Origin of the sequence: Streptomyces sp. NPDC002130, assembly GCF_040296465.1 — a bacterium.
In the GTDB taxonomy this organism is placed as follows: domain Bacteria; phylum Actinomycetota; class Actinomycetes; order Streptomycetales; family Streptomycetaceae; genus Streptomyces.
In genome coordinates this window covers 1-5623 of the sequence record NZ_JBEOXI010000379.1, presented here as the reverse complement: position 1 = coordinate 5623, position 5623 = coordinate 1, and the positions used below count along the sequence as shown (strand labels likewise).

Below are 5623 nucleotides of genomic sequence, written 5' to 3'. Positions count from 1 at the left end.
GGCGGGCTGTTCGAGCGCGCCGCCGATACCGCCCGGGACTTCGCCGCGGCCCTGGAGCGCCAGCGGCTGGGCCGCGGCCGGGGACCCGGCTTCGACCTGCGGCTCCAGCACGCCCTGTACGAGCGCACGGTGTACCGCAGGCTGCGGGCGGCGCTGGGCGGCCGGGTGCGGCGGGCGACGTCCGGCGGCTCCCCCCTCAGCCGCGATCTCTCCCTCTTCTACGAGGGCATCGGCATCTACGTGCACGACGGGTACGGCCTGACGGAGACCGCCGGCGGGGTGACGATGCAGCCGCTGGGCCGGGAGAAGTCCGGGACGGTCGGGCAGGCACTGCCGGGCATGGAGATCCAGGTGGCCGAGGACGGGGAGATCCTGGTGCGCGGGCCGTCAGTGTTCCAGGGGTACGTGGGCGACCGGGCCGCCACCCGGGCCGCGCTGCGCGGCGGGTGGCTCGCCACCGGGGACCTCGGGCTGCTGGACTCGGAGGGCTATCTGACGATCACCGGCCGCAAGAAGGACATCATCATCACCAGCAGCGGCAAGAGCGTCGCCCCGCTGGCCCTGGAGCAGCGGCTGCGGATGCATCCGCTCATCCACCAGGCGGTGGTCGTGGGGGACAACCGGCCTTGCATCGGAGCTCTGATCACGCTGGATCCGGAATTCCTCGCGCACTGGCGGGCCGGGCTGGCCCTGCAGGGCGAGATGCGGGAGGCGCGGGAGGAGAACGCGCTGCGGGAGGAGGTCGCGCGGGCCGTGGCCGCGGCCAACAGCGTCGTGTCGCCCGCGGAGTCGATCCGGGTGTTCCGGGTCCTGCCGGAGGCGTTCGACGTGACCAACGGGCTGCTGACGCCGTCGATGAAGCTGCGCCGGGACGAGATCGTGCGGCACTACGCTTCCGAGATCGACGCGATGTACCAGTCCCGCAGGCGTCCCGGACGGCCGAGTGCCCCGGCCGAACCGTCGAGCTGGGACGATTCCGACAATGTGTTCCGCTGAGCGTGCGGCCGGACGCGTAGGCCTCGTCCCCTCGGGAACACGCAACAGTGGCGACGCAAGAGAAAGGACGACAGCCCTGACGACAGCCGTAGCTGACGCCCGGGCCGGAAAGGCGATATGTCAACCGAGCCGCGTGGGGACGATGCCCTGACCTCCGAGGAGATCCCGAGCCGCACGAACAGCTTCGTGGGCGAGCCGCATGACGTGACCGGTGCGCGCTTGGCCGCGGAGGAGTTTCTGCGCGATCTCGCACGCTCCTCCCCGCCCTCTGCCCCCGAGTACTGGGACGACATCCTGCTGGTGGTGACGGAACTGGCCGCCAACGCGGTGCAGTACGCCCCGGGTCCGTTCGCGCTGCGCATGCGCCGGACCTTCGACGGGGTGCATGTGGTTCTGCACGACACCAGCACCACGGAGCCCGCCCCTCGCCCCTTCGATCCGCGCAGCGGCGGCGGGGGCATCGGCTGGCACCTGATCCACACGCTGTGCGACCAGGTCAGCGTCGTGGCCGACGACCGGGGCAAGGACGTGCACGTGTTCATGCCCTGGTGAGCCGGGAGCGTCACGGGCGCGAGGCGCCCGTGACCGGCTCGGACCGTGGCGTCCCGGACCCCGGGCGTCTCAGATCGTGGCCGTCTCGCGCGGCGGCAGCCGGTCGTAGTAGTCACCCACGGCCCGGAGGTACTCCTGGTCCCTCGTCTCACTGTCGGTCTGGAAGCGGGGGGCCGCCTTGGCATCCGCCCGGCTGCAGGCCAGTGTGACCTTTCTCTCCTGGGTGTCGACGCGGGTGACGACTCCGGCCGGCACCAGGACGCTGCGACCGAACACCCAGACGCCGGTGTCGACGACCAGGTGCCGCATGGCGTGCGGCGCGGCCTCCCGGTCCACGTGCCCGATCGTGCCGTCGGTCGCGGCGACGGCGAAACCGGTCAGGTCCTGCCCCTCGGTGTGACCGCTGTCCTGCGCGTACGACCAGATTCTGTCGATGGCCACGCTGTTCCATCCTCCCTGGCGATGTGCTGATCGCGTTCTCCTCCGGCGGACGCCCGCGCCCGCCCCGTTCCACAGCAGCAATTACCCTGCTGCCGCAAGCGCATTCGGCGCACACACCTGCTACTGCACGGGCCTTCCCGGCGGCCGGTCCCGGCGATGTTCGGCCGAGGGGGCATGGAGGGTGGTTTCCGGGGTAATCGCGGGTGCGCGGTGACATCCGAAGCCCGTCAGTGAAGGGAGGGGCATGAGAAACGGCATTCGAGTCCGGAGAACGACCGGGATCCCCTCGCACCGCGGTCATCCCCAGAGGTGACCAGCCCTGGCCGTAGCACTTGTTGGAGGTATCCGTGCCCCTCGCCCAGAACCCGCTGTCCGTGGAAGTCGAGCTGCCCCGGGAGGACGTGGCCCTGATCACGGTCGACGGTTACCTGGACGTCGACACCGCGACCGAGTTCCAGGCCCATCTGGCCAACCAACTCCACCACGGCCGACGGCACTTCCTGCTCGATCTCTCGTCCGTCCCCTTCATGGACTCGTCCGGGATGAACATCATTCTGCGGGTGTACCAGGAGACCCGTAAGACCGAGGGCAGTGTGCACGTCATCAGTCCGACGCCGGCCGTGCGGCGCATCCTCGATCTGACCGGCGTCAGCATCACGGTGCCGATATCGGAGAGTGTCGACGAGGCCCTGACCCGTGTCGATGCGGGGTCGGACCTCCCGGAGGAGCCGAGCGTCTGACGGTCCGGGTGCCCCTCGGGCACGGCGCCGGCGAAGACCGGTGGTCCGGTGCCCTCGCTCCGCCCTGCCCGGACGCCGGCTCACCCTTGGCCCGCCGGAAACGGTGGGCGCCAACCGCCGTTTCCCTGAACCGGATCACTTGCTCCGGAGCAGGTGTCGTACGAGGTCGGCGCATGGTTAGAGTTGTCGCCCGGCAAGTGTCACATCGCCGTCTCGTTGCCAGAAGCGGGCTCGGTCGACGCAACGCGGATGAGGAGAGAACCAGGTGCCGGAGCACGAAGCGGACGGACAGCTCGCGACGCCCACCCACGAGGTCAGGGACTTCCTGCACCGTCGGCGTGAGCAGATCGCCCAGCGGTGGGCGGACGAGCCCCTGTTCCGCACCGTGTTCACCGTCTCGCGTGACGAGGCGGTGGAAGCGGGCAAGGTCGTGGTGGACGCGCTGGCCCAGGTGGCCGACTCGGAGCAGGTGGAGGATCCGGATGCCGCGGGGTTCAGCGCGGTGCGCGAGCAGCTGGGCCGGATGGGCGCGGCCCGCTCCCGTGCCGGGCTGAGCAACACCCAGGTCTCCAGCGAGCTGGCGGCCCTGCGACCGCCCGTGGAGAACCTGCTGGCCGCCGATCTGGCGCAGGCGCCGCCCGAGCACCTGCGGGCGAGTTCGACCGCTTTGACCGTGCTCATGGGCACGCTGCGCCTGGTGGCCATGCAGACGGCGCTCAGCGAGTGGCAGGCGCTCAGCGACCGGCAGCGGCTGCAGCTGATGGAGGTGGCCACGCCCGTCATCCGGCTCTGGGACGGCATCGTGGCCGTGCCGCTCATCGGCACGCTCGACAGCGCCCGCAGCCAGATCGTGATGGAGACGCTGCTGAACGCCGTCGTCGAGCAGCACGCGCGGTTCGCGATCCTCGACATCACCGGGGTTCCGACGGTCGACTCGCTGGTGGCGCAGCACCTGATGAAGACGGTCGCCGCGGCGCGCCTCATGGGCGCCGAGTGCATCGTCTCGGGCATCCGCCCCGCCATCGCGCAGACCATCGTCCATCTCGGTCTGGACCTGGACGTGATCACCCGCGCCAGCCTCGCCGACGCGCTGGGGTACGCGCTGCACCAGCTCGGCGCGGGCATCGTGAAGCCGGGTGCGGGTCAGCGGTGAACGACGCGTACCCCCGTCCCGTGACCGGCCATGTGCCGGTGCTCCGGCTCGGCGACGTCCTGCTGGTCACGCTCCAGGGGGACCTGCACGACAGCACGGCGCAGCAGCTCCAGCAGGACCTCGCCGAGGCCATCTCCCGTACCGGGGTGCGCGGGGTCCTCATCGACATCTCCGGTGTCGAGATCGTCGACTCCTTCCTCGGCCGGGTGCTGGCCGAGATCGCCGCGCAGGCCAAGCTGCTGGCCGCGCGCACCGTGGTGGCCGGGATGCGTCCGGCGGTCGCCATCACCCTGGTCGAACTGGGTCTGACACTGCCGGGGCTGAGCACCGCCCTCAGCACCGAGGCGGGCATGGAGCTCCTCGCGCAGCAGGCCCCGGTGCCCCGTCCCGGCAGCCCGCGTCAGGAGAGTCCGTGATGCACACCGCCTCGGGCGTGGAGGCCTGCCTGCCCATCCGGTCGGACATGGACCTGGTGTGGGTACGACAGCACGTACGGCAGGCCGCTGCCCGGCTCGGCTTCGGGCTGGTGGACCAGACCAAGCTCATCACCGCGGCCAGCGAGCTGGCCCGCAACACCCTGGTGCACGGCGGTGGCGGGCAGATGGAGGCGAGGCAGGTCGGCGGTGCCGGGGCGCGGGGACTGCAGCTGGCCTTCACCGACGAGGGGCCGGGCATCGGCGACCTGGACCTGGCACTGAGCGACGGCTACACCTCCGGTGGCGGTCTGGGCATGGGGCTGAGCGGTGCGCGGCGCCTGGTGCACGACTTCGACATCGACACCACGCCGGGCTCGGGCACCACGGTGCGGGTGACGTGCTGGGTGGGACGGCCGCCGCGTCCGCGCGAGGAGGTCTGATGCCGCGCGTGTGGGACGTGCCGGTGCGCGACTCGACCCGGGTGCGCGACGCGCGGGTCGCGGCGGAGGGCGCTGCCGCGCTGGCCGGGCTGGACGAGCGGCGTACGGCGGCGGCCGCGCTGGTCGCGACCGAGCTCGCCACGAACCTCCTCAAGCATGCCGAGGGTGGTCAGGTGCTCATCGACGTCGTGGCCCCGCCCGTGCTGCGGGAGGGGCTGTTGGGGTCACGGGTGGTGCAGATAGCCGCGGTCGACCACGGCCCGGGCATCCCCGACGTGCCCGCGGCGCTGCGCGACGGCTTCTCCACCTCCCGCTCGCTCGGTGCCGGCCTCGGCACGTGTCTGCGCCTCTCCGACAATTTCGCCCTGCACAGCGTCCCCGGCCGCGGCACGGTCGCGGTGGCCCGCGTGAGCTCGACGCCCCGGGCCACCGAGGGGCCGGCCGGGCCCGAGGGCCGGGTGTCCGCGGGGGGACGGTGGCCGGGCGGCGCACCGCCGTTCGGCGCGGTGGCATGCGGCGGCCTGACGGGTCACGCGGCGGTGCCGGCCGGGGCGCCCGGTCACACCGGACAGGCCCCGGCGATTCCCGGCGACCCCACACAACCGGCCGCCCCCGCGCGGGGGACCGACCCCGGGCTCTGCGCAGCCCCCGGCTACGACCTCCCGGCCACCGGCACACCGGGAACCGGCCCCGGACCCCGGACGACACCGGCCCACGGCTCGGCGAACACCGGCGCACCGGCAACCGACTCGGCGCCCCGGACCCCAGCGACCCACGGCCTCGCGGACGCCGGTGGCTCGGGGACCGACTCGGCCCCCCGGACCGCAGCGGCCCGCCTCGCAAACCCCGGGGACCCGGGGAACGCTTCCGCCTCCCGGACCCCAC

Annotated in this window: 8 protein-coding genes; 7 read left to right on the top strand and 1 reads right to left on the bottom strand. The window is 72.3% G+C overall.

The window, feature by feature from the left end; all coding sequences use genetic code 11:
• Both ABT116_RS38860 and ABT116_RS38855 read left to right on the top strand, forming a co-directional pair.
• On the top strand, positions 1 to 996 hold a 996-nt coding region (locus ABT116_RS38860), incomplete at its 5' end, for an AMP-dependent synthetase/ligase (protein ID WP_351644304.1).
• A gap of 117 nt (positions 997 to 1113) precedes the next feature.
• Complete coding sequence (locus tag ABT116_RS38855) at positions 1114 to 1548, top strand: ATP-binding protein (RefSeq protein WP_033309377.1); 435 nt, start codon at positions 1114 to 1116, stop codon at positions 1546 to 1548.
• 69 nt (positions 1549 to 1617) lie between these two features.
• Here ABT116_RS38855 and ABT116_RS38850 read toward each other — a convergent pair whose 3' ends face one another.
• Entirely contained in the window at positions 1618 to 1989 is a 372-nt protein-coding gene (locus tag ABT116_RS38850; protein ID WP_351644301.1) for a PRC-barrel domain containing protein, read from the bottom strand.
• Positions 1990 to 2336: 347 nt separating this feature from the next.
• Here ABT116_RS38850 and ABT116_RS38845 point away from each other — a divergent pair, with 347 nt between their 5' ends.
• The 5 genes from ABT116_RS38845 to ABT116_RS38825 form a co-directional block, all read left to right on the top strand.
• Positions 2337 to 2729, top strand: a complete 393-nt coding sequence (locus ABT116_RS38845; RefSeq protein WP_351644298.1) for an STAS domain-containing protein — start codon at positions 2337 to 2339, stop codon at positions 2727 to 2729.
• A 265-nt stretch (positions 2730 to 2994) separates the two neighbouring features.
• Positions 2995 to 3882 carry an STAS domain-containing protein gene (locus ABT116_RS38840; protein ID WP_351644295.1) on the top strand — a complete coding sequence of 296 codons (888 nt, stop codon included), beginning with the start codon at positions 2995 to 2997 and terminating at the stop codon, positions 3880 to 3882.
• A complete protein-coding gene (locus tag ABT116_RS38835; protein WP_351644292.1) occupies positions 3879 to 4298 on the top strand; it encodes an STAS domain-containing protein in 420 nt (139 codons plus the stop codon). Before ABT116_RS38840 ends, ABT116_RS38835 begins: the two co-directional genes overlap by 4 nt.
• Positions 4298 to 4738, top strand: coding sequence for an anti-sigma regulatory factor (locus ABT116_RS38830; RefSeq protein WP_351644307.1), 441 nt, complete (start codon positions 4298 to 4300; stop codon positions 4736 to 4738). The genes ABT116_RS38835 and ABT116_RS38830 overlap by 1 nt, the downstream gene beginning before the upstream one ends.
• A partial coding sequence (locus ABT116_RS38825; RefSeq protein ID WP_351644289.1) for an anti-sigma regulatory factor occupies positions 4738 to 5623 on the top strand: 886 nt, incomplete at its 3' end. The genes ABT116_RS38830 and ABT116_RS38825, both read left to right, overlap by 1 nt.

Excerpts from the sequence above, each read along its gene's own strand:
- ABT116_RS38855 (WP_033309377.1), top strand. The coding sequence starts at position 1,114 with ATGTCAACCGAGCCGCGTGGGGACGATGCCCTGACCTCCGAGGAGATC.
- ABT116_RS38830 (WP_351644307.1), top strand. The coding sequence starts at position 4,298 with ATGCACACCGCCTCGGGCGTGGAGGCCTGCCTGCCCATCCGGTCGGAC.